The organism is uncultured Microscilla sp. (genome assembly GCF_947493425.1).
In the GTDB taxonomy this organism is placed as follows: domain Bacteria; phylum Bacteroidota; class Bacteroidia; order Cytophagales; family Microscillaceae; genus Microscilla.
On record NZ_CANLRP010000006.1, the window covers coordinates 92,638 to 117,312 of the forward strand.

The 24,675-nt window shown below is 38.5% G+C and carries 13 protein-coding genes, 1 pseudogene and 1 riboswitch; of the genes and pseudogenes, 12 read left to right on the forward strand and 2 right to left on the reverse strand.

The genetic code is table 11. From position 1 onward, the window contains the following. The first annotated feature begins 91 nt into the window (after window positions 1-91). The 8 genes from glmS (at window position 92) to Q0954_RS03545 (ending at window position 14,314) form a co-directional block, all read left to right on the forward strand. On the forward strand, window positions 92-1,927 hold the full coding sequence (glmS, locus tag Q0954_RS03510; protein ID WP_299453680.1) for a glutamine--fructose-6-phosphate transaminase (isomerizing): 1,836 nt from the start codon (window positions 92-94) through the stop codon (window positions 1,925-1,927). A gap of 173 nt (window positions 1,928-2,100) precedes the next feature. After that, window positions 2,101-2,206, forward strand: a riboswitch (SAM riboswitch). 240 nt (window positions 2,207-2,446) lie between these two features. Continuing rightward, on the forward strand, window positions 2,447-3,769 hold the full coding sequence (locus Q0954_RS03515) for an O-acetylhomoserine aminocarboxypropyltransferase/cysteine synthase family protein (protein ID WP_299453683.1): 1,323 nt from the start codon (window positions 2,447-2,449) through the stop codon (window positions 3,767-3,769). Between the two features lie 68 nt (window positions 3,770-3,837). Continuing rightward, window positions 3,838-4,869, forward strand: a complete 1,032-nt coding sequence (metX, locus tag Q0954_RS03520) for a homoserine O-acetyltransferase (protein WP_299453687.1) — start codon at window positions 3,838-3,840, stop codon at window positions 4,867-4,869. Between the two features lie 12 nt (window positions 4,870-4,881). Then, complete coding sequence (locus Q0954_RS03525) at window positions 4,882-6,135, forward strand: homoserine dehydrogenase (protein ID WP_299453691.1); 1,254 nt, start codon at window positions 4,882-4,884, stop codon at window positions 6,133-6,135. A 250-nt stretch (window positions 6,136-6,385) separates the two neighbouring features. Then, window positions 6,386-8,605: a tetratricopeptide repeat protein gene (locus Q0954_RS03530; protein ID WP_299453694.1), complete on the forward strand. Its 2,220-nt coding sequence runs from the start codon at window positions 6,386-6,388 to the stop codon at window positions 8,603-8,605. 161 nt (window positions 8,606-8,766) lie between these two features. Continuing rightward, window positions 8,767-11,931, forward strand: coding sequence for a S41 family peptidase (locus Q0954_RS03535; protein ID WP_299453697.1), 3,165 nt, complete (start codon window positions 8,767-8,769; stop codon window positions 11,929-11,931). Between the two features lies 1 nt (window position 11,932). Further along, window positions 11,933-12,895 (forward strand): ADP-ribosylglycohydrolase family protein, encoded by a 963-nt coding sequence (locus tag Q0954_RS03540; protein ID WP_299453699.1) that lies wholly within the window; start codon window positions 11,933-11,935, stop codon window positions 12,893-12,895. 147 nt (window positions 12,896-13,042) lie between these two features. Next, the gene (locus Q0954_RS03545) at window positions 13,043-14,314 is read left to right on the forward strand and encodes an RsiV family protein (RefSeq protein ID WP_299453702.1); all 1,272 of its coding nucleotides are present in this window, start codon (window positions 13,043-13,045) and stop codon (window positions 14,312-14,314) included. Window positions 14,315-14,400: 86 nt separating this feature from the next. On the opposite strand, the gene Q0954_RS03550 is transcribed toward Q0954_RS03545, so the two are convergent. Continuing rightward, window positions 14,401-15,291 carry a phytanoyl-CoA dioxygenase family protein gene (locus tag Q0954_RS03550; RefSeq protein ID WP_299453705.1) on the reverse strand — a complete coding sequence of 297 codons (891 nt, stop codon included), beginning with the start codon at window positions 15,289-15,291 and terminating at the stop codon, window positions 14,401-14,403. A gap of 1,244 nt (window positions 15,292-16,535) precedes the next feature. Between Q0954_RS03550 and Q0954_RS03555 the strand changes: the two genes are divergently transcribed. The 4 genes and pseudogenes from Q0954_RS03555 (at window position 16,536) to Q0954_RS03570 (ending at window position 24,237) form a co-directional block, all read left to right on the forward strand. Beyond that, window positions 16,536-18,752, forward strand: coding sequence for a fibronectin type III domain-containing protein (locus tag Q0954_RS03555; protein WP_299453708.1), 2,217 nt, complete (start codon window positions 16,536-16,538; stop codon window positions 18,750-18,752). Between the two features lie 865 nt (window positions 18,753-19,617). Further along, a complete protein-coding gene (locus tag Q0954_RS03560; RefSeq protein ID WP_299453711.1) occupies window positions 19,618-21,606 on the forward strand; it encodes a TonB-dependent siderophore receptor in 1,989 nt (662 codons plus the stop codon). A 258-nt stretch (window positions 21,607-21,864) separates the two neighbouring features. Further along, window positions 21,865-22,062, forward strand: a pseudogene (locus Q0954_RS03565) (tetratricopeptide repeat protein); the annotation flags it as partial. A gap of 405 nt (window positions 22,063-22,467) precedes the next feature. Further along, window positions 22,468-24,237, forward strand: a complete 1,770-nt coding sequence (locus Q0954_RS03570) for a SpoIIE family protein phosphatase (RefSeq protein ID WP_299453714.1) — start codon at window positions 22,468-22,470, stop codon at window positions 24,235-24,237. A 309-nt stretch (window positions 24,238-24,546) separates the two neighbouring features. Here the strand turns inward: Q0954_RS03570 and Q0954_RS03575 are convergent. Further along, a partial coding sequence (locus Q0954_RS03575; RefSeq protein WP_299453717.1) for a zinc ribbon domain-containing protein occupies window positions 24,547-24,675 on the reverse strand: 129 nt, incomplete at its 5' end.

The window sequence follows — 24,675 nt, forward strand, 5'->3', positions numbered from 1 at the left end:
CTTATATACAGGCTTTCTGAACAACAACAGAAAATCTGTATATAAGTCTATAGGGTATACAAATATAAATAACTACCTAAAATTAATATTTATGTGTGGAATAGTAGCTTATACAGGACACAGAGAAGCTTTTCCTATAATCCTAAAAGGACTAAAAAGACTTGAATATAGAGGGTATGACAGTGCTGGAGTTGCCTTACTCAATGGCGACTTGAGTGTGTACAAAAAGAAAGGTAAGGTAGCAGAACTTGAAGAGTTTGTTGCAGGACAGCGCCTTGATGGAACTATAGGAATAGGGCATACACGTTGGGCAACCCACGGAGAGCCCAATGACATTAACGCTCACCCTCATCAGTCTTTCAGTGGCGATTTAGCTATCATACATAATGGAATTATTGAAAACTATGAATCTATCCGTCAGGAGTTGGTCAATAAGGGGCACCAGTTTACCAGTGATACTGACACAGAAGTGTTGATTCATTTCATAGAAGATATTCAAAAAAACTCCAACACATCTTTAGAAGAAGCAGTAAGGTTGGCTTTGCAAAAAGTGGTGGGTGCTTATGCAATTGTTGTAATGTCACACAAGGAACCTAAACAACTGATTGCCGCCCGAAAGGGTAGCCCACTAGTAATAGGCGTGGGCAAAGGTGAATATTTTATTGCATCAGATGCAACCCCTATTGTAGAATATACCAATGAAGTAATTTACCTGGATGATAGGGAAATTGCAGTAATAGATGATGACCAATTAAGCATTAAAAACATAGACTCTGTGCCTAAGACTCCCTATATCCATACCATTGACATGGAGCTGGAAGCTATAGAAAAAGGAGGCTATGAGCATTTTATGCTAAAAGAGATATTTGAGCAATCAAAGTCTATTACGGCCAGCATGCGGGGAAGAGTAGTAGCTGACAAACACCGTTTACATTTAGGCGGTCTGACTGAGTACTTTAACCGTTTGATGAGTGCAGACCGAATTATGATTGTGGCTTGTGGTACCTCCTGGCACGCAGGGCTGGTAGCTGAATATTTGTTTGAAGAATTTGCGAGAGTGCCTGTAGAGGTAGAATATGCCTCTGAGTTTAGATACAGAAACCCTGTTATCAGAGAAAATGATGTAGTGATTGCCATTTCTCAATCGGGTGAAACCGCCGATACACTGGCCGCCATAGAACTTGCCAAATCAAAAGGAGCCATTATTTTTGGCGTATGCAATGTAGTTGGCGCCTCTATTCCAAGGGCTACACACGCTGGTGCTTATATTCATGCAGGCCCCGAAATAGGCGTAGCAAGCACCAAAGCTTTTACTGGACAGATCACTGTGCTTACTATGATGGCATTGATGCTTGCTCATAGAAAAGGAACTATTTCTGAAAGTAAATTCAGAGAGTTTTTAGCTGAACTTGAAAAAATTCCAGCCAAAGTAGAACAAGCCCTTAAGTTAAACGATCAGATAAAATATATTTCAGATGTATTCAAAGATGCCCGCAACTTTTTATACCTCGGACGAGGCTATAACTTTCCTGTGGCTCTCGAAGGAGCTTTAAAACTTAAGGAGATTTCTTATATACATGCCGAAGGATACCCGGCTGCTGAAATGAAGCATGGGCCTATTGCTTTGATCGACGAAGAAATGCCAGTAGTGTTTATTGCTACGGCAGATAGTAGTTATGAGAAGGTAGTATCTAATATTCAAGAAGTGAAAGCGCGCCGTGGAAAAGTAATTGCCATAGTAACCGAGGGGGATACTCAGATTAAAAATATAGCAGATCATGTAATTGAAATTCCTAAAACGCCAGAAGCACTCACTCCGTTAATTTCGGTCATACCTTTACAACTATTGTCTTACCATGTAGCGGTAATGCGTGGATGTAATGTAGACCAACCACGAAACCTTGCCAAGTCGGTGACAGTGGAATAGAAAACAAACATCATTAGTATTATTTTAATCAGCGTTGGTATTTTATTAATCACCAACGCTTTTTTTATGAAAACTTTTCAACAAATATTTGTAATCTCCCATCTTATCGCTTTATTTTGCTCGTGATAAAGAAAATGATGATTTCATCAATCCAATAATTTAATTTCTTTATCGATTTATAAAGAAGCGCTGAGAGAGTAGGCTCGATGAAGCGCTGGCAACCTGCTACACAGTAAGGTGCTAAGTCCTACCTAATTTATTCATTAGGAAAGATAAATCAATAGCAACATGATTCAATCTACTCTTACATTATTCACCTTTTCTTTTTTTAACTCTCAATTCTTGGCTACAAGAAATAGTGCTTTATGTGTTTTACACCGAGCATGTTGTTGTTGTTAATTCCTACTCTGTCAAAAGGTTGGTGGTCATCTTCATGCGTTTTCATAAAGTATAAGATCACACCCCACTACTTTTCTCTTTTACATAAATTCTTTCAAAATCCACTTAATTTAAAATACAATGTCGAAAACATATCACTTTGATACACTTCAATTACACGCTGGACAAGAGGTAGACCCTACTACAGGAGCCCGTGCTGTACCTCTTTATCAAACTACTTCTTACGCTTTTAAAGACGCGTCGCATGGAGCCAACCTATTTGCCCTGAAAGAGTTTGGCAATATTTATACACGCATTATGAACCCAACAACCGATGTGTTTGAAAAACGCATTGCAGCCCTGGAAGGAGGAGTTGCTGCTTTGGCCACTGCGTCGGGTCAATCGGCACAATTTATTGCACTAAATAATATATTACAAGCAGGCGAAAACTTTGTATCTACGTCGTTTTTGTATGGGGGCACCTACAATCAATTCAAAGTAGCTTTTAAACGCTTAGGCATTGAAGTGCGTTTTGCTGATGGAGATAAAGTGGCAAGTTTTGAACAACTCATTGATGAAAAAACCAAAGCTATTTATGTAGAAACTATTGGTAACCCAGAGTTTAACGTGCCAGATTTTGAGGCAATCGCAGCATTGGCACAACGCCATGATTTGCCATTGGTGGTAGACAATACTTTTGGGGCTGCCGGTTATTTGTGCCGTCCAATTGAGCACGGGGCTTCTATTGTGACTGCTTCGGCTACTAAGTGGATTGGCGGACATGGTACCAGCATTGGTGGGGTCATCATTGACTCAGGCAAGTTTAATTGGGGAAATGGTAAATATCCGCAGTTTACAGAGCCTTCTGAGGGATATCAAGGCCTTAACTTTTGGGAAACTTTCGGGGCAGATAGTCCTTTTGGCAACATTGCCTATATCATAAGAGCCCGAGTAGAGGGATTGCGTGACTTTGGACCTGCCATTAGCCCTTTCAACTCTTTCTTATTGTTGCAGGGGTTAGAAACACTTTCATTAAGGGTACAACGTACTGTAGACAATGCTTTGGCACTGAGCCAATGGCTGGCACAACACGAACAGGTGGAGTCGGTAAATTACGCAGGACTAACCACTAGTGAATACCACCAACTGGCAAAAAAATACCTCAAGCATGGGTTTGGCGGGGTACTAAGTTTTAAAGTAAAGGGAGGTAGAGAAAAAGCGGAAGCTTTTGTAAACAGCCTGGAACTAGTGAGTCACCTGGCCAATGTAGGAGATGCTAAAACACTGATTATTCATCCAGCCTCTACCACTCACCAACAACTGTCAGATGAGGCTCAATTGGCAGCTGGTGTACATCCGGCTCAACTAAGGGTATCGGTAGGTATAGAACATATAGACGACATTAAAGGAGATTTCGAACAAGCATTTGCCAAGGTGTTTGGCGAAGCAGTGTTAGAGTCTTGATATAAGAGCAATAGCGAAAGTGGTACGACCATGTGCCACTTTTTTTTGAAACGATTGAATAAAAAACAATGTCAACATTTGTACACCAGGGGTTATACTCACTGGAATCAGGAGAAAGTCTGCACGGGTTTAACATAGAGTACAAAACACTGGGTAAACTCAATAGTAAACGTAATAATGTGGTTTGGGTGTGTCACGCATTGACCGCCAATGCTGAAGCTGATGATTGGTGGGAGGGGCTCATAGGTAATGGACAAGCTATAGACCCAGCAAAACATTTTATTGTTTGTGCCAATATGCTGGGATCTTGCTATGGGTCTACCCATGCCTTGTCAATAAACCCTGACACCCAACACCCCTATTACCACAAGTTTCCAATACTTACTAACCGAGACATTGTGGGAGCAATGGACTTACTCAGACAACATTTAAGTATAGAAAAAATACAGGTTTGCATTGGAGGCTCTATGGGTGGACAGCAAGCTATAGAGTGGGCAATCATACAACCAGATGTGATAGAAAACTTGGTGTTGTTGGCAACAAATGCCCGACATTCTGCCTGGGGCATTGCTTTTAACGAGTCGCAAAGAATGGCCATAGAAAATGACCATTCGTGGCAACAACCTACACCCACCGCAGGTATGGCGGGGCTAAAGGTGGCACGATCTATTGCTTTACTGTCTTATAGGCATTATGGGGTGTATAAGGCTACACAAACCGATCAGGATACTTCAAAAATAGAAAACTTCAAAGCTACTTCTTACCAGGAATACCAAGGCAAAAAACTTCAGAAGAGATTCAATGCTTACGCTTACTGGACACTGTCGAAAGCGATGGATAGTCACAACGTAGGGAGAGGACGAGGCGGAGAAAAAGCGGCATTGGCACGTATAAAGGCTCGTACTGTGGTAATTGGGGTAGATACTGACGTATTGTTTCCAGTATCGGAACAAAAGTTTTTGGCAGCCCACATACCCCAGGCGCAATATTATGAGATACAATCACTGTATGGACACGATGGTTTTTTGATTGAGACCAGTAAGATTACTGAGATCATTCAACAGACCAACTATTTAAACAATACTTTAATATATAATTAGTTGAACATTGACATGGATAAACAGCACAAAATTGGAATGTTTGGGTTTGGATGTGTGGGGCAAGGGCTTTATGACATCTTGGAAAAAACTAACTTTAGGGCAGAAGTAGTAAAAATTTGTGTGAAAAATAAAAGTAAGGAGCGATCACTGCCAGCTCATTTTTTCACTTATGATGCCTCATCTATTTTAGATGATGACAATATCAACCTTGTAGTAGAGTTGATTGACAATGCTGATGAGGCTTACCAAATTGTGACTACCGCACTGAAGAGAGGTAAAAATGTGGTGACTGCCAATAAAAAAATGGTTGCCGAACATTTGGAGGAACTATTGCAACTGCAGGAAAAACATGGCGTATCGTTGCTATACGAAGGGGCAGTTTGCGGTTGTATCCCTATTATTCGTACGCTAGAAGAATACTACGACAATGAGTTAGTTTTTTCGGTATCAGGTATTTTCAATGGGTCGTCAAACTATATTTTAACAAAAGTGATTCAGGAGAACATGTCTTATGCAAACGCTTTGAAACAAGCACAAGACTTGGGCTTTGCCGAAACAGACCCCACCCTGGATGTAGGGGGGTTTGATCCTTTATATAAATTATGTATTGTAGCCTTGCACGCTTATGGGGTGATTGCCAAGCCTGATGAAGTGTTTAATTATGGTATTCAATCTTTGTCGGAGCACGATATCCGGTTTGCCATTGAGAAAGGATACAAATTGAAATTGCTTGCCAGCATTGAGAAGATTAACGACCACGAGGTAAGCTTATCAGTAATGCCACACTTTGTGGGCAAAGGGCATTACCTATACCATGTAGAAAATGAATACAATGCGGCTATTGTAGAAGCTGCTTTTTCAAGCAAGCAAGTATTTACAGGCAAAGGGGCAGGTGGGCACCCTACTGGCTCGGCGGTCTTGTCTGATATTTCGGCAAATCGCTATGAGTATAAATATGAATATCGTAAAGCATTGGCTAAAAAAGGTTCGGGTTTATTGCCATTGAAAATAAGCTATGGGCAGGTGCAAGAGATATATTTACGTTACCATGACGAGCAAGATTTCAAACTTTTACCCTTCATTACGATCAGCGAAAAATACCAAGGAACTGACTTTAACTATGTAATAGGTACCGTTCGCCTGAGCGATTTGTATAAATATAAAAATGAACTGAATAAGCGTAATGTGTTTGTGGCCAATACTGGAAAAAAAATAAGCACAGAACAAGCAACGCCTATACTTAACGGGGTAGAAACCTTGGTATAGCCACCACAAAAACTCAAGTTTTAATAATAGTTTATGATAAACCATACTGGTTCTTTGACCAGTGTGGTTTTTTTTATGGAACTTGTTTAACTTGCTTTTAAAAATTCAAATTAAACGCAGACATTGTGCGCTTGCCCTGATTAGATAGCGTTACTTAAAAAAAACTGTACAACACCAATTCCTATCACGTATATATTTTTGTTTTGATAGCGGTGATAACTTATATTGAACATCTTACTAACGCTGCAATATGAAGGTAACTCTTTTATGTCTTTTAGCCCTGCTACTGCCAATTGATACAATACAAGGGCAAGTGCCTTTGAGTAAAGCAGCAAAACAAGAAGGTGTATTACAACGGTTAGATGCAATAAACACGAAGCTAAAAGTTATCAAAGACCGACAGAAGTTTCAACACTTGATGGCTCAGCAACAAGCTTTGCTTCATCATTTAGACAGCAGCACAGTCAAAAAGCAATTGAGAAGCATTGCCACTACTGTGAATGGCTTAGATGACCAATGGATGTACCTAAAAGCACAGCAGTATATAGCCAATATGTATGTAGACCAACGCTGGATAGCACAAGGGATTGAGATGCTCTCTAAAGCCAGGAGGCAAGCTACTGAGTGGAAAATGAAGAATCTAGAGGCCCGTATTTATTTGCAACAAGGCAAAATATTCGATAGGGAGCACCAAAACGATGAGGCATTGATCAGTTTCTTAAAAGCTTATGAGGTGTTTTCTGCCCTTAAAGATACTTCCAATACTGGCGATGCTTTGTATTATGTGGCTTTGAAGCACTATCAGGATGAGGATTATCAAAAAGCAACTACCGAGTTTAGAAAAGCCATCAAATGGGGGAAGGATAAGATGCACGAACGACAAATCATCAACTCATGGAATGCTATAGGATTGGTTTTTAGAAATATGAAGCAATTTGATTCTGCCCGCTTTTATTATGACAAGGCTTTGGCTTTTGCTATTGAAAAAAAAGACTCTGCCTGGATTGGTATCATGACTGGTAACATAGGTACACTGCACTATGAACAGGGCAACTACCAACAAGCAGAAGCAAACTATATACTGGATGCTCAGATGAGTTACAAGTATAAAATATGGAGAAGTCTTGCCAATGTGATGGCTTATTTGGGCAATGTGTATACTCAACAGAAAAAATACAACAAAGCACTTCTACACTATGACAGTACCCTTGCTATAGCTAATGTTCATGGTGTATACCAAGCAAAAGAGCGAGCTTATCTAGGTTTGACAAAGCTGATGGAGGCGACCAATCAGCCGTATAAAGCCAACAACTATTTGTGGCTTTACCTGGAGGTAAAAGACTCACTACGAAGACGACAGGTACAAAACAAGTTGATCAAGCTGAGGTTGGCATACAAGTTTCGTGAGCAACGCAATAAAATAGTCTTGTTGACCAACCAAAATAAGGCAAAGGAAGCTACCATTGCCCGGCAACATACATTGAATCTTTTTATTGGCTTTGCGTTGATTATGCTGGTAATACTGGCTACGGTATTGTACCGGAATGTGCAAATAAAACGTAAGGCAAATGCTCAGCTTCAGGGTAAACAGGATGAAATTATTACCAAGAATCAAGTATTACAACAACAAAGCGACAAAATAGCCAATCAGAGAGATGCTATCAAACAAAAAAACAGGGCATTGGAAGAGCGTAACCACCAGGTAGAAAGTAGTATCAGGGCTGCTTTTGCTATTCAAAATGCCTTGCTGCCCCACCACAATAAGTTAAAAAGTCTGATGAAAGATTACTTTTTACTTTACCGCCCCCGCGATGTGGTGTCTGGTGATTTTTATTGGGTAAACCAAATACAACAACGCTTGTATATAGCTGCCATTGACTGTACCGGACATGGAGTACCAGGCGCTTTTATGTCACTGATTGCCAACACCTTGCTTGATAATGTATTGAGAGATAAAAATAAAATAATGCCTGCCGATATTTTACTGCAACTACACCATGAAGTAAGGCAAGCACTACGCCCCGATGAGACTGGTTATGCCTATGGAATGGATGTGGGTTTATTGATGATTAACCCAAGTAATGCTACCAGCTATGACCTTGTCTTTACCGGCGCCAAACGCCCCTTGTATTACATAAATAAAGATGAGCAACCAGCACAAATTTTAGAATTAAATGCAGACCGCTTTTCTATTGGAGCTAATTATAATAACCGCAAGGTTTGCTTTCACAACCACCACATTACTTTACCCAAGGGGAGTGTACTTTACCTAAGTACTGATGGCATAGCTGATCAAAACAATCATATTCGCCGCAATTTTACTTCAACAAGGCTTAAAAATATTTTATTAAAATACCACCACCAATCATTGCCTCAACAAAAGAAGGCTTTAGATAAGATACTAGACAGGTATATGGCAGATACTGAGCAACGAGATGATATGCTACTCATGGGAATACGGTTGGTATAAATATACTTTAGAGAAAGTAAATATAATGATTGTTCTTTTTTTGAGATGAAATGATTTTATTTAGGTATTTGATGCTTTGGCTTAGTGGGTGTTTTGCCCAAAACCAGAAAACAAACATTTTTTACCGTAGTTGTAAAGCCATCATACACCTGAGTAGCCTTATGAAAAAGACCTTATACTTTCTTGTCATCTACTGTTTGCTGACAGCCCGCTTATGCGCTCAAACGTCAGAGGCTTATTTTACGAGCTACCCTACCCTATCGCCCAACGGCAACACGGTTATATTTAGTTATGAAGGGGATCTCTGGAAACTCCCCCTTGATCAACAGCCAAAGGCAGCGACCCGTATCACAGCCATGCAAGGGCTGGAAACCCGCGCCAAAATATCGCCCGATGGTCAATGGTTGGCTTTTTCGGCAAGTCAGTATGGCAACACCGATGTGTTTTTGATGCCCATGAAGGGGGGTGAAGTTGTTCAACTTACTTTTTATGACAGTTTTGACCATGTAGAGTCGTGGTCGTGGGACTCTCAATGGATTTATTTCTCCTCTAATCGCTACAACCAATATAGTACCTACAAGGTAGCTGCCAAAGGGGGTACTCCCCAACGAGTATTTGATCATTACTTTCATACTGTGCACAACCTGTTTGAGCATCCTATCAGTGGTGAGTTGTTTTTTAATGAAGGCTGGGAAAGCAAAGCTTTTATTCAGCGAAAACGGTATAAAGGAGCATTTAACCCTGACATTCAGTCTTATAACCCTCAAACGAACACCTATAAAAAATACACCCAATACAAGGGGAAGGACTTATGGGCTACCCTAGACCAAAAAGGGAATATTTACTTTGCATCTGATGAAAACACCGGAGAATATAATTTGTATACTTTTAGGAATGGGCAAAAAACGGCTTTAACCAAATTTGATGATGCGATCAAGCGTCCTTTTGTGAGTGCCAATGGGCAACGGGTAATTTTTGAAAAAGATTATCAATTGTATATTTACGAGGTGGCTTCAGGGCAAAACCAAAAATTAGACATCCAAATATATAAAAACAACACCCTCAAAAAAGATATAACCTTTCGTACTCAAGGGTTTATCAAGGCTTATGACATAGCACCTGATCACAAGAAAATTGCGTTTGTTGCAAGGGGTGAATTATTTGTATCAGATATTAAAGGAAAGTATATAAGGCAAATAACTACCAAGCCTGACGACCGGGTAGTAGAGGTACACTGGCTCAAAAACAGCCAACGCCTTTTGTTTAGTCAAACAGTAGGGGGATACTTGAATTGGTTTATCATTGATGCCAACGGTCAAGGTCAAGAAAAGCAACTTACTGCTGATAAACAAAACAATCGTTTATTGAGCTTTAATAGTGACCGAAGCAAGGCGGTATATTTAAGTGGTCGCAATGAAGTAAGGATAATTAATTTACGATCGTTCAAAAATGAAATAGTAGCTAAAGACGAATTATGGGGTTTTCAAAACGATTTGCCCGTATTTTCGCCCGACGGCCAATACATTGCTTATACAGCTTACCGCAATTTTGAGCGGGATATTTTTTTGTATCATATCAAAAAGAAAGAATTGGTACAGCTTACCAAAACAGGAATTTCTGAAGTATCACCACGCTGGTCACCCGATGGCAAATATATTTATTTTGTGTCTAATCGCTCCCGCCCTTTTTACCCTTATGGCATCACCAATGGCACCCATGTATACAGGCTGGCACTAGACAAATTTGATACTGAGTTTAAATCTGAGAAATTTGATGAGCTGTTTGACAAGAAAAAGAAAAAAGGCAAAGAAACTGATAAAAAGAAAAAAAGAAGGAAAAAGAAACAGTCTAAAAAAACCAAAGTAAGTATCAATTTTACTGATTTGTGGTCACGCCTGGAACTGGTAAGCCCTCGCAGTGGTACACAAGCAAGTGTGTATGTGACCCAAAAAGGCAAAGCTACTCAAGTATTGTTTACCTCAAACCACGAACGAGGCACCACTTTTCAGGTTTGGAAAAAGGTATATAAACCTTTTGAAAAGCCTAAAACCAGCAAAATAAAAGGCAGTCGTACCTTTAGTCTCAACAACATCCGAGAAGTAAAGGGGCGTATCTACTTGCTTACTTTTGGGCGTGTGTATAAAATGAGTGGTAACCACATGTCGAGTATTACGTTGGCGCATAGTTTTCAAAAAAACTTTGCCTTGGAATTCAAACAAATGTTTTATGAATTGTGGGCAAACCTGGAAGAAAACTTTTATAACCAAACTTTTCATGGGATAAACTGGCAACAGATGAAAAAAAAGTACGAAAAATTCTTGCCCCATGTACACAATCGCAATGACCTAAGGGTTTTGCTGAATGATATGTTGGGAGAACTCAACGCTTCTCATCTTGGTTTTAAGTCGTTTGGTATAGAAGAAACCGTTTTTTATGAAAGTCGCACCCTCACTACCGGATTACTATTTGACAAAACCAACCCCTATAAAATAAGCAAGATTGTAAAACGTAGCCCTGCCGATGTGACAGGCAAAAACATAAGACCTGGAGATGTGTTGGTAGCGGTAAATGGGCAAAAAATAAACCTTGGTCACAACCGGGAAAAATACTTTAGCAAGCCTTCTTATGATCGTGAAATAACTTTGACACTTCAACGAAAACGCAAAAAAATAAAAGTAAGGCTTCATGTACAATCGTCCAAATCTTTGAGAAGACAACTGTATCAGGAATGGGAAGACCAACGCAAACATATAGTAGACAGTATAAGTAACCACCAAATTGCTTATGTGCATATGCGTGATATGGGCAATGGTGAGCTACAACGGTTTTTGAACTACATGACTGCAGAAGCCTACAACCGCAAAGGTTTGATTCTGGACTTGCGATATAATACAGGAGGAAATGTACATGACCATGTATTAAAGTTTTTATCGCAACGTCCTTACCTTAAGTGGAAATACCGTGAAGGGGCTTTTGCAGTTCAGCCCAATTTTGCTCCAGCAGCCAAGCCTATGATACTTTTGATTAATCAACAATCGTTGAGCGACGCTGAAATGACTGCTGCGGGTTTTAAACAACTCAAATTAGGCAAAATCATCGGAACAGAAACTTATCGCTGGATTATTTTTACTTCAGGTAAATCACTGGTTGATGGCTCATTCTATCGCTTGCCTTCGTGGGGGTGTTATACCCTTGCGGGTAAAAACCTGGAGCGCGAAGGAGTTGCCCCTGATATTTCAGTAAAAAACACGTTTAAAGATCGCGTGGAACATAAAGACCCTCAACTCATGCGGGCAATTGAAGAGATAAAAAAACAACTGAAATAATATGGAAACCAATCCGGTGATAAATGCGCTACTAGGGGTAGCCATGGGCGATGCGCTCGGTGTACCTTTTGAGTTTAAGCGAAGCCACCAAATGAAAGAAACCCCAGCAGTAGATATGATAGGGTATGGCACACATAATCAGTTGGCAGGCACTTGGTCAGATGATACATCACTGACGCTATGCCTTGCTGAGTCTTTGACGAAAGGGTATGACTTGGCAAACATTGCCCAAGAGTTTATTGCCTGGAGGTACCAAAGCCGCTGGACAGCCCGAGGCAAGTTGTTTGACATTGGGCGTATTACTGCGGTAGCCATTGCCAGGCTTAAGTCTTTTCTGGAAAATGGCGTACCTGAAGCACTGAACGAGCAAAAAGGCTTGGGAGATGACCTCGAAAATGGCAATGGGTCATTGATGCGCATTATGCCATTGCTATTTTACATCAAAGGCAAAGACATACGGACTCAATTTAACATTATTTGGGAGGTATCGGCTTTGACACACCGCCATATCAGAGCAGCCATGAGTTGCCTGATATACCTTAAATTAGGCGAGCATTTATTAACAGGCAAAGACAAACTGTTGGCTTATGAACATACCCGAAAAGATATAATGAATTTCTGGGAAACAAGTGGGTTTGCCAACCAGGAAAAAAAACATTTCGATAAATCAATAATACAAGATATTCGCTCAACACCTCGCTCTGACCTTAAGTCTGGTGGGTATGTGATAGAAGCGTTGGAGGCTAGTCTATGGTGTTTTCTTACTGAAAACAGTTACGCCCAAGCAGTGCTTTCAGTAATAAATTTAGGGCACGACACTGATACGACAGGGGCCATTACCGGTGGTTTGGCGGGTTTGTATTACGGTGTGCAAAAAGTGCCTCCACGCTGGCATAATGTATTAGCGCGCTATGATGACATTGTAACCTTGGGCAAATTGCTTCACGAAAAATATGGTGCTTAAAATAAAATATTTAGTTTACAATGTACTAAATATGAGAACTTCAAGAAGCGCTTATTATTTTAAAAAACAAGCTTGCTCAATCCCTGATTCAAATACTCAGGAAAAGAATCAATCTGAAAATCAATCTATAAATCTAAAATACAACTCATGATGCGAAAGTATACTTATGTTTTAATGATGTGCGGGGCGCTACTCGTAGGGCTGGCTAGTTGTGGTGGTGGTGGCAAATCTAAAAATGCTGACTCTACCGATACTTCTGCGCAAAAGAATAATTCAACAAGTTCCAACACCTCAAATGAAAGTGAACAAAGTAGCGAAAGTAGTGGCAATAGTAACAGTAGTGTATCAGCCTCTAAAGAGGCTCAAGTAATCCAAAGTTACTGTGACAAACTCAATAGTTATGCTTATATGGAGATTAAAAGTTTATTTGCTAATAATGTAACACAATACATTGGCATGAAAAACACTACCAACGAAGCATTAGCCAAAGAAATTAAGCGTTTTTTACCCACAAAAAGTTTTATAGACTATCATGCCGAGGTAGACCAGCTAAAAGTAAATGGCAAAACAGCTCGTGTACCCATGAACATCAACTGGGAAGGGTACCAAGCTCGTGTACTTACGGAGATTGAATTTGACGATAATTACAAAATAGTATCATATAAAGAAGTTAAGCGTTTGCCACTTGCACGAAAAATAAAAACAGAAAAAAGACAAGTGGTGAAAACCTACCAAAACTGTAACTATAAAAGCAAGAAGGGTGATTGCCCTTATATGTCGTTTGACTATGTAAAGGTGACCCAAGCACCCTCGGTTGAGCTACAAGAAAAAATGAACAAAAAAATTATCAGCCTGCTGAGTATAGGCACTGGTGAAGAACTAAAAACAGAGGCAGATGTAACCAAAGCCGCCAACAACTTTGTACAAAGCTTTGCGGAGGCTGTAAAAAGCCATAGTGCCAATAGTACTTGGTATACTAAAAGTGATTTGAGCGTGAGAGAGAACAACGGCATAGCCAGCGTGATTTATTCGTCAGAAGGCTACGGAGGAGGTGCCCATGGGTTTAGCTCTATAGCTACTGCTCACTTTGACACAAACACAGGCAAAGAGCTTACCCTGAACGATATCATGGTGCCTAATTATTTGCCAGAAATGAAAAAGATAGCGACAAAGGTTTTTAGAAAATTAAATGAAATAGAGGATGGAAAAACCATCAGTGATCACGGGTATTCGATGAATGATAACGAAAAGTTTGTACTAGCCAAAAACTTTTTACTTGAGGGCGATCATATAGAGTTTATGTACAATCGTTATGAAGCTGGTCCTTATTATCTTGCTCCTCCTATGGTTAGACTCAAGTACAAAGACATCAAACACCTAATAAAAAAAGATGGACCTTTGGGGCACAAGGTAAAATAGATGGTTTAAATAAAGCAGGATTCTTTTAGCAAAAAAACCTCTATATTCATCGTATAGAGGTTTTTTTATATTTATAGTTCTCTAATTTAGATAAACAAAGGCAATGAATCTGATACCTCTTTCATTTTTCTGAAAGGTAAGGCTTCTGAACGCTGCAGCCAGTTATCGGCACGCCAGGTAGTATCTTTGCCTTCTACTACATGGATAGCATAGGCGTGGCGTGATTTGGGCGAAAGATTTTCATAACTCAGATGCACACAAGCCCCATGCAAAATTACCAACGTACCTGCCTTTACCTCCAAAGGCACTGCTTGTGATAAGTCCCAGGGAGTTTCTTCACCCACAAACTCGGTACTCTTACCAGTAGCATTTCGACGAAAATGACGGGTAACTGGATAGGTCTTGTGCGAGCCGGGTATTGCCCACAAGCAACCGTTTTCTTGGGTGGCATCTTCCAGCGCAAACCAAAAACCAGTGCAAGACGCAGGGTCGGTATTCAGAAAAATACTGTCTTGGTGGGCATTTACTTTATCACCAATGTTCGGTTGCTTAAAGATATACATGCTTTGGGCAACTATAGGATCAACAAAACCCAAGTCAATAGCTGCTTGACAGAGCTCAGGAACATACGAAAAAGCCTCAAAAACCGGGTCAATGTCGTGCATGGCGTGCCCTAGCTTATTGATCGCAAGTTGTTTGTCTTTGATGAGCTTTCCTTTATTGTCAAAAGCATGGGTCTCGAAAAAACAACGGATTTTGTCGCCACTTTCTAAAAAGTAAAGGTCTGAAGATAGTTTACGTTGGTCTTCGGTGCTAAACACTGACACTGTATCCATATCAAAATCGTCGATAATTTTCTGAGCAGCTGCTTTGAGGGCAGCAATACGTTCAGAATTAGTGAAGTTTTCGAGCACTAAAAAACCGTCAGCTTCATAACGTTCAATTTCTTCGGGGGTAAGTATAGATAACATATTCATTGTGTGTATCTCTTTGGTTTAGTAGGAGGTAACAAAGGTAATGTAAATCAAGCATAAGTAATTGTTAGATTATGACTAATACCTCAGCCTCTAAATACCTGATACATTATTTCGGCGATTTTTGCCCACTGACTTTACTTAAAAAAACTTGCGTAGCTCCGGTTCCGATATGCATCGCATGCGTCAAAGCTTAATTTTACGAACACTTAAAATGCCGTCAAAATCATCAAAAACGACTCTTTTAGGCGCAACTCCTACGGAGCTGTGTCCCGTTTCGTTTATTTTTTCTACCAAGGTTTCGCCCCACTGGGGCTAATATTCGTAAAAAGTGGCATAAAAACGAGCAAAGAGTTTTGAACGATTCCATAAAAATTGTGATTCAACATAACTTGAAGCTGGTTTTTACAGGCGGAATTTTAAGCCCTGATCAATGCGATATGCATCGGAATTGTAAACTAACTCTGCGTGATTTTGAAGTTCGTCAGAAAACAAAACTCATCCAAAATAAATGGCGCATTTACTTTATGTTTAAGGTACTAGCTACCCTTATGCCTCTGTGTTCAAAAAGGGATTATCTTATGTAGAGAAGATAATGATAAATATTTGAACTTTTTGGATCTTTGTCAAAGAAAAAACACACAATAATAAGCCACCTGATTGGGTGAAAATAAAGGGAGTTTGTACTCTCTTGTAAAACCATGTACAGTAGGGTGAAAACTTGGACAATAAAGCTATAGCCATTGTTTTCTATCGTAGCCATGCTGTGTTTTAAACACAAATACTTACATCAAGACTTCATACTTACTGTTAAAGTATTTCGTTATATTCGCATGGAAGGCATCTTTCTTATGCTTTGCCAGATGATGATATAAAACTATCCACTCCTACCCAGTCTAAGTACTTTTTCCTGCAAGATTTACAACAAATACAAGCAATAACTTACCCTTTTTATATATCCTATAGGGACACATTATTTTACAACAGTTTTAGATACTTCAATATTTTCTTTTTTATCGCTGTTGTTTATTCATCATTTGAATAGGCTTTTGATTCAATTGTTTGCATTATACCCCATAACTTACAGCTACACCAAGGTTACTAAAGTAGGCTCACAGGGTATAAACAGAAGTTAATTCCGTATATTCATTAAATACAAGCATTTTTATCTATTGACTAGCTATAACCGCATACTTTATTACTAGTAAATCATCAATATTCAATAAAACATCAAGCAGGTATAGGTTATGAATGTCAATATACTTAATAATAATATTGTTATAAGAGGATTATTAATCAGTTTAGTTGTCCTTTTATCTGAGTGTCGTTTTTTCGAAAAAGAATTTATTTTACCAAGTCCAACCGCCTTAGAAGCAACAGAAGTAGGGTCTGATAGTTTCACAGCTAAATGGAACAAAGTAACAGGGGCAGTGGGTTATGAGATAGATGTCGCAACTGATGAGAATTTTAATGCCCCCCTACCCAACTACACAAGCAAAAAGGTTACAGAAGGGGTCTCTTTAAAGGTTACAGGCTTAGAGGCCAGCTCTACTTATTATTACAGAGTCCGAGCACTTATTTCCAATCAAGGATCAAAAAGCTCAAATATTATACAAGTAGCAACTGCTTCTATAGATACACCTGTCACTTATGGAGCTACTGAAGCTACCTCTACCAGCTTTAGGGCACATTGGAAAAAAATACCTGAGGCTACTTCTTACTTGTTGGATGTAGCCTCAGACGAAAACTTTAATAATATGTATGGCCAATATAAAGATTGGGAAGTGGAAGAGGATACTACCTTGTTGGTGAAGGATCTTGAAGTAAATAAAAAATACTTTTATAGAATCAAAGTAAAACAATCCAATTCTATTTCTGAGGCTTCTAATGTACAAACAGTTTTCACGAGTACTTTGGCCACTCCAGAAGTACTTGAGCCAACCAATATCCAGTTGACTAGTTTTTCGGCCAATTGGAAAAGCATGCCAGAGGCTACTTCCTATCGTATAGATGTGGCAACTGACCCTTTATTTAACTCGATATTGGCAAACTACAATGATCGTACTGTTGGGAACAATACCTTGGTGATTGCAGACTTAGATGCCAATACAACTTATTACTACCGAGTAAGGGCAATGAATGGTGAAATTACCTCAAATCATTCTGATATTATGTTAGCCACCACTAGCAACTTGACTGCACCAGTAGCTACAGCAGCCTCCAACATACAGCCCAATAGTTTTCAGGCCAACTGGCAAAAGGTAGACAATGCTTCATTGTATTTATTGGATGTATCATTGGATGCCAACTTTACCCAAACTATTACTGGTTATCAGTCCAAACAAATCATTGATAATTTTGCTACAGTAGACGGTCTTTTGCCTAATACGAAGGTATATTACAGAATAAAAGTACAAGGGCTCAATGCAGCTTCTGCCTATTCAAATACTATCACAGTGACTACGAGTTCTTTACCTGCCCCTATTGCGGTAGCCGCCAATGAATCTAAAGCTTACAGCTTTGTAGCACAATGGCAAAGTCAAGCTAATGTGAATACTTATTTGCTGGATGTGGCATTAGATCAGAATTTTACCCAATTTCATGCAGGTTACCAAGCCAAGGAAGTGATGGGTACCTCGCATCAGGTAACAGGCCTTGATTTTAGAGCTACTTATTATTATCGCTTACGTGCTAAACAAGAAACAAAAATTTCGGGCTATTCTAATGTCATAGAGGTACAACCAGCAGTGAGTACAAGTTGTAGGGTACTAAAGTTGGAACACGCGGTTGGTGGTAATCCGGCAACATACTCACAATCATTTGAATACGATGGTCAAGGCAGGGTTTCTAAAATCATTCAATACTTACAAGGTGACCTTCGAAGCCATACTGTTCACTACCATGCAAATGGGACTATAAACAAGGTGGTCTATTTGTCTACTGGAAGCTTCACACATCAGGAATTTAGGTATGTTTATGAGAACGGGAGAGTAAAGACTATCACACAATACGGGGTAAATTCAGGGGCAGTAAAGGCATATTGGGTATTTGCTTATAATAGTCTGGGGCAACGCACTCAATGGATTTCGTACAGAAACGTAAATAAAACTGGTCCAATCTGGCGACACCATGACTATATTTATGATGCGAATGGTAATGTAGTAGAAGTAACCAATGAACATGGGACAACGATCAAGCGGTATAATTATGATGACCAACTTTCTCCTTACGCACTATTCAATCAAGATTTAGCTTATTATATCAAGACTACTCGCAATGATAGAAACTGGTTTTTGTTTACCCGAAATAATACTAGAGAAGAGATTTTAGATAGTGGTGATGTACAAGGTACAATTTTGACTGCAGTACAGATATACCTCTTTTATTACACTAATATTGGAGTAGCTCACAATCAAGAAGGTCATAATTCTACAAAGTATTACCTAGATAATTGTGGGAACTAAGACTCTTTTTAATTAGGCACTGAGAGGTGGCATTTCATATAACACCATCTAATAGTTTCTGAGAGGTTTGTTGTAGTCCCTTGGTAGGGACTACAACCATCAATCGACCCCTCATCAGCCGCAAGAAGAGGGTATTCCTAATTTGGCTATTACATATCATTACACTGTTGGGTAGCAGACCAGAAAGTGGGCAAGAGCTTTATGAAAAATAAGGCCTGTACAATTGCATTGCCAAATCGAAGAAGAAATTGGTAATTTATTGGCAAACTTTATCAAAATTTAATCACGATTAAACCAAAATAAAACATAAATTAAAAGTGTTTTATTTATTTTTTCAGATTGTAATACAGTTTTAGTAGACTACTAAAACATTCAATACTCTACCCTACTATTTTTCACCCTGATTTGTGTCTCCACAACTGACCATAGGGAGCTCAGCAAAGCTAAATCAAACTGCTCAAAAGCCTAAAAAACAACTCATTTTAGGGTTTCGTTCGCCCCATACAGCGGGATTTATCAATTGGTGGAGACACACAACCGAAGTAAGGACGGTACTTTTTAAAAACCCATATATCTAATGCATACATAAGGTCAGACAATCATAACAAAGTAAAACTAAACATCGCTTACTCTTAGATCACTTCAACCCCAAAAAGCAGCAAGCATACCTAAATAACTAATAGGTGTAAAACTAGCGAATAAAATCCAAGCAAATTCCTGAATGCCAAGTGCTATTAACAAACAGTAATGTGAGTCCATAATCGATGAATACTAAAATAACTACTCGCTTTACTTTTACGAACTATGAATTATAAGTAAGGACATGAAGTTTAAATTACTGTTCATTTTGTGTTGGGTATCAACCATGCCCTTATTTGCACAAAACGTAATTACCAGAAAGAAAAACTGGCAACTACAAGTACGTGAGGACATGCTTTATAAGAAGGCTAAAGGTCTTCAAAAGGAAAAGATTTATTCTGCCTCAAGAATGCTAGAATCATTTACAGATGCTCCAGTATCTGCTACAGTAATAAGCAGTCAAACCATCGAAAAAACTGGTGTTACAAATATTACAGAAGCGCTAAGACTTGCGCCTGGTTTGTTGGTTCAACAAAAAACCAATGGAAACTATGAAGTACACATTCGCCAAAGCAATTCACTTGGCGGTTTAATGCAGGATGTTCACAACCAACAAATATTACTCATCATTGATCATATACCACAATACGATTATTTATTTGGTGGCATTACTTGGGAAACCTTACCCATAGATATTCAAGATGTGGAGCGAATAGAAATTGTTAGAACCCCATCAGTAGTCTTTTTTGGAGGAATGGCTATCAATGGAGTCATTCATATTTTTACCCATGTACCGCAAGACAACGAACTAAAAATCAACCTAAATTCTCAGGCTGGAGTGATGGCTAAAACAGATAATCCCTCTCTGGCTAATAATAATTTATCTGGCGCTCACCGTGGAGATTTGAGTTTTGGTTTGTCAGATAAGCTTCGTTTTCGCTTGTCAGGCAATTATCACTTTATGAATCGTTCACAAGATGAGTTCTTTTTACTTAGTGAAAATAGGAATGTTGTCAGTGATTCTCTATGGTTTTTCAAACAAAATGTTCCCCAAACTAATTTAAATACCACTTTGGCTAGAGAAAGTTTGGGAGTAAATGCATTCACTTTTTATAAACCATCTGACAAATTATCAACATCTGCCCAGATATTTTTTCAACAATCTCAGGCACAAACTATCTATACAGATGATACACTTGCCTTGGCGCATAGAAAGTCTAAATCATATGGTATCAACTTAAATACGCACTTCCATAAATTTCACTTGAATATATCTCACCATGAAGGCGAAAAAGATTATGCTTTAGGTTATTCAGGAAATAATTTTAACTTTTCGCAAACTCAAGCCTCACTCAATCACCGTTTCCGTTACAAAGCTGTTGACTTACATTCAGGAGGAGGGTTTTTAAGCTCAGTAGCTACTCCTACAAGGCCTATTGACTCTATAAGACCTACTCAACACCAGTTTGTAAACTACTACACTTTTTTAAAAGCAAACTTTAATATTTTGCCTAAGTGGCGTATTATGGCGTCAGTTAGAGGAGACAAATATGAACAGATAACACCCATTTATTTGTCTTATCAATTGAGCACATCTTTAAAGTTAAATCAACACTTGATAAGAGGAGCTTATACTTATAATGAAGGTGCAGCATTGATAAGACAGCTTCACCAACAGACAACTCGCTCTGTATTACCAGGTATTAACCCCAACAAAAGTCAATCTTTTGAATTAGGCTGGACTGCGAAAATAGTCTCGAATATCAACACATCTATTACAACTTTTTACAGTAATTTAGATTTTAATACAGTTTATCAACCTATAGTCAACCAAGGTGATGCTCAAAATTATCGCTCTACCTTGGTTCAAGCTGGCACCACAGCACGGCTACAGGCTTGGTTTAACAAATTTCAAATAGAAGGATTTATCACATTACAACGTAGTGCTAAAACTCTGGATGAACTACAAAGTGGTGATCTACAAAGTACCCCTCAATTTTACGGAGGGTTTCAACTTAATTATGCTGGATTCTTAAGCAAACTCAACGTCAATATCCAAGGTCATTTTTATGAAGGATACCAGTTTAATACCACATATGGCCAGGTGTATATTCCTACCCGTATGTTGCTAAACAGCAAAATATCTTACAAAGTATGGCAAAAACACAGCGTATTTATCAATGTTAGGAACCTACTTAATTCTGCCCAACAAGAATATGCTTTTGCTGACACTATATCGGGTTTATACCTCTTTGGAATTAATATTAATCTGTAACACTCCATGAAATTTCATTATCAACATATTAGACTATATAGTGTATTAGGGTTTATATTTTTATTGAACATTCATAGTCTTATTGGTCAACCTAACACTCAACAAAAATTATCTGATTCGTTGAAAATTGCAAAACTGAATCAACAATTTGCCAAGGCTATTGAGCAAGGACAATACGCTCGAGCAGAAGAGTATGGAACAAAAGCCCTTAAATTTGAAGAGACTAATTTGTCTGTAGAAGAAAACATCAAAACATTGATGCTATTTGGTAAACTTTATACCCAAACCAATAAACTATCAGAAGCCCTTACTTATTATTTACAAGCCGAAAACCTATGCCAAAGCTTTAATGCTGAGAAGCATCTAGTTACTGTATATAGCCTGCTAGGGTATTTTTATAAAAAACAGAATTTGACTCAAAAATCTGTTCAATATTTTCGTCAGGCATATAAGCTACAGAAAAAAAACAACTACCAGGATAATCGTTATAAAATAATTGAAGAACTAGCCAATGGTTACACTATTCTAGAAGACTATGTACAAGCGCAGGTTTTCTATGAAATACTGATAGCGAATTATAGAAAAAAAAGGCAAAAAAAGCAGGAAATAGAAATAATTGAACAATTAGCAGTGATAGCCACTATTACAGAAAATTATACCAAAGCTATTGGGTATCAATCATTGCTGCTTAAGCATTTTCAAAAACAGCAAAACTCTGTAAGGGTATCTGAAATATACAATGATTTAGGATTTTTGTACCAAAGAAAAAAAGATGCTCCAGGAGCGCTTTCTTACTTCAACCTTTCAACTGAGTTTACCCAACAAAAAATAACCAAATTACCTCAGAGCAACAAAATTACTTTGTTAGTCAATACAGGTGTTGCTTACACAAATATCGAATCTTTTAGCAAAGCAAAGAGATACTTCAGGCAAGCATTAAAGATGACTGAGCCTCGGGAAATTAAGCAAGCAGAAATTTATAATTACCTGGGAGCAAATTATTACTTGTCAGGTAACAACCCCCAAGCCCTTAATGTAGTAGAAAAAGCTATAGAAATTGCTTCCTCAAAAAAAGCCTGGTCTATACTACTAATTAGTTATGATTTGCTTTCGAGAATTTACAAAGCAGAAGAAAACAAAAAAAGAGCACGAGATTACCAGGATAAATACCTGGAGATTGAAAAAAAACTAGAGCAGGAAAAGCAACAATTAAAACGTGCAGCTTCTCAAAACCTTAAACTAATGGAACAACAAGAAGCCCGTATCAAAAGAGTGTTAGCTGAACAACGCCAACTCAAAGAGTTAAAAGATTCTCAGGAAAAACAAAAAAAAGATTTAGAGTTGAAAAATAATCTTGTAAAACTTCAAACAAAAGAGCTGGCTTTGCTAAAAAAAGCGCAAGAATTGAGTCTGGCAAATGCTCAACGCACTCAACTAGAGAAAGTACGTCAACAACAAGCTTTACTTATTAGCCAAGGTAAGTTGAGAGAAGCTACTCTGGCCAAGGCCAAAACACAGGCAGCTCTTGAACTAGAAAGAAAAGAAGCTGAAAAAAAACTTCAAGCTAAAGAAAACCAAAAACAAATGGCTTTACTACAAAGCCAAAAGAAACTTCAGCAGCAAGAAATTACACGGCAAAAAGAAAGAGCCAGGTTTGCGATCGGAATTATCATCTCAGTGGTCTGTATTTTAGGGCTTGTAGTGTTTATGTTGTTTATTACCAACAGGAATCGACGCAAACTAAAAAAACAAAAGGCTCAAATTGAAGAGCAAAACTTTGAAATTACTTCCCAAAATGAAGAACTTTATCAGCAGCAGGAAGAAATAATGGCTCAGCGTGATAATATTGAGAAAAAAAACACCCAACTCAATGCGCAACATCATCATATTCAACAAAGTATCAAAGCTGCACTTACTATACAACGAGCAATTTTACCAACAGTAAAAAAAGTAAATGATTTATTACCAGAGCACTTTATTTTATACCGACCTAAAGACGTTGTTAGTGGAGATTTTTACTGGCTTGTAAAGGTCGAAAATCGTACTACTTTGGCTGTAGTAGATTGTACTGGTCATGGGGTTCCAGGCGCTTTTATGGCTGTAATGGGTAATAGTTCTCTGAACAGTATTGTACGTGACAATAAAGTGAAAGAGCCTGCCACTATTTTGACTTTATTGAATGAAGAGATTGAAACGCTGTTATCTCAAAAAGAAAAAGGTTATAAAAACGGGATGGATATGGCGATCATAACATGGGAAAAAAAACAAGATCAAATAGAAATGGTATTTGCCGGAGCCAAGCGCCCTTTGTATCTTTTTGCTCATAATAGTGATGAACTACAACAAGTAAAGGGTTCAAGACACTCTATTGGTTCAATCAACCCTGTATTTACTCAAGATCATTTAACTCTTAATAAAGGGGATACTATTTATTTATCTAGTGATGGTTATTGTGATCAAAATAATGCTAACAGGAAAAAGTTTGGCAGTAAAAGATTCGAAAAGTTACTGAGTGAATGTCAAGACCAAAAGATGGAAAAGCAAAAAGAAATAATAAATCAGGCATTGATTGATCATATGGGAGAAGCAAGTCAACGAGATGATGTAATTGTTGTTGGCTTAAGATTTTAAGAAACGTGATCGCTCCCTAAACAAGATTTCGCCCCCCTTCCTTTATATCAAATCGTTGCCACACCCCGCAATATATGCTTGTATAACAATGAGTTACAAATCAAACTCAAAATAAATTGTATAGATTTCCATAGAGGCTTAGTATTACTGAAATAGTATAAATAAAGACGAAAGCATTTTTACCTTGCTTGCATTTCTACGTTCATTTTATCAAACTCAAAACCCTGTTATTCAATAATCAGTTCTTTGACTACTCCCCAAGCTAAAGCAGAGGGGATTCTCACCCAACGCATAACCCAATGGTTCACGTTAACGGATAGAGGCAAAAGCCCTTGCCTCAATATTTTTTGCAGCATTGATGTCTGCGTTTAATTTTGTGCCACAAGATGTACACACAAATTTAGCTTGTGTTTTCCTGCTTTCTTTGTCTTTGTGCCC